The organism is Geobacter sp. PheSNFMC (assembly GCF_059620965.1).
Genome location: NZ_JCAMRN010000124.1, coordinates 1 through 1,772, shown reverse-complemented (window position 1 = coordinate 1,772; position 1,772 = coordinate 1). Strand labels below are relative to the sequence as shown.

1 protein-coding gene and 1 pseudogene are annotated in these 1,772 nt (G+C 57.8%); both read right to left on the bottom strand.

Annotation, left to right across the window (positions count from 1 at the left end):
- Positions 1–223: TetR/AcrR family transcriptional regulator (locus AC6CDK_RS17725; RefSeq protein ID WP_192906047.1), on the bottom strand; the 223-nt coding region annotated here is incomplete at its 3' end.
- Between the two features lie 460 nt (positions 224–683).
- Positions 684–1,772, bottom strand: a pseudogene (locus AC6CDK_RS17720) (hypothetical protein); the annotation flags it as partial.

Sequence of the window (1,772 nt, the reverse complement as noted above, 5' to 3'; positions counted from 1 at the left end):
ACATGGAGTAACGGGTGATCGCTTCTTCGAGAAGCTTTACTTTGGAGGGAAAATGGCGGAACAGCGTCACCTCCGCGATGCCCGCCTGACGGGCGATCTCGCGGGTCGTGGCGCCCAGGTACCCCCTGGTCGAAAACAGACCAAGGGCCGTTTCGAGGATCCGCTCATGGGTCGCGGTAAACGGATCGAATGGACCTTCACCTTTGGCAACCGAGCACGGCAAGGCAACCTCCTTGTCCGTCGTCCCATCTGTGGGACCTGCGCACAACCTTCACTCATGGAAGGCCGCGTCTCCATAATGCACTAAACACTCGGAAGAGGGGGAAGCTAGCAAGGCTCCTGCGGCTGGAAGCCGGAACAGGCGGTAAAGGCAGTCAGCCGGAGCAACTCATGAGCTAATGGGAATGAGTTTAAAGCGGGTTGCCATTTTGTCAAATTTTCACAGTAAATTAGTCTAAAAAAACTGCATGAGAATACGGTAATGAGAAAAACGGCCGATAACTGTTCTCAGTCGGACAGTTTCTTATCCAATGTGCTCATCCTGATATATCGAGGGGAAAGTCGATGCAGCCCAGATCAGCCGTTTGCTGTAGGCGCGGTTGTGGCCACATAAGAAAAGGCCCCGGCAGTACGTCGCCGGGGCCTTCCTGTGCTACCGCTACAATGCTATCCCTGCCTTCCGATCAATAGCGCTCGGAGGCAGTGCCAGCAGTACCCGCGCTGTTAATGAGGAAAGCAATAGCGTCGTTTTTGTACGTTGCTACCGCTCCATCAAGAGCATTGAGTGTTGCCGAGACACTGTAGTTCAGAATGCCGTCGTCGAGCTTGTCGATCGAATCGTATACAAGCCGTCTTACATAGTAGCGGTTGTGGGCAACGGCGCCCGGATCGTGAGCCAGCAGGTTGTAGTTGAAGGCGGTGCCCATGGCATCTTTCCATTCGGCAACCCCGAACACGCCGGCCCAGTTGGTGAAGGCGCCGCCGGAACCGCCGGCTCCCTGATAGAAGTACGGATGGGCATTGAAGAAGTACATTCCCCGATTGTCCAACTGAGCTCTCAGGGCTTCGAGGGCTGCATCGGAGCGAGTCTTCCAGGTGGCCTCGAACCATGCGGACTTGGCATTGCTGCCGGCGCCGCGGCTGGTGTGGCAGGTTACGCAAAGCGGATTGAGCGCGACGTCGCCAGCCGCATACTCACTGAACGGGCTGTAGGTGTGAGAAGTCTTTGCGCCAAGCTTCTCACTGCCCAGGTGGCAGGCCGCACAAGGACCACTGGTGCTGAGTCCGTTCTGGGCGATATAGGCATCCGCGGCTGCGTTACCGGTTGCGGAAACGCCGAGCTTATCGTGCACAAAGCCTTTGGGGGTTGAATCATAATCCCTGTTCCCAAAGGTGTAGCCGGTTTTGCCGAACACTGTGCCGCCGGCTGCCAGGTAGTGGGAGTTGATGAAGCCGCGGACGCCGTCGGCATCCTGGTCGTTCTTGATGACGTCGCCGACTTCGCGGCCGAGGTGGCAGGTCATGCAGGTATTTGATTTGCCGATGTTCGGGTAGGCAACCACCGTTGCCGGGTCGCCAGGAGTACCCGGGGAATAGGTCTCGGTGATGGCACCCGGGTTACGCAGTTCGCCGGTGCCGGCGTTGGTGTGGCAGCCCCAGCAGTAGAGCAGCTCGTTCTGCTTGGAGCCGTTGGTGGCGTTCCAGCCCTGCAGGTGCGAGAAGTTGTTGCCGGAGCCGTCCGCTTTGTAGGTGGCCGGATCGCTCATGAAGTT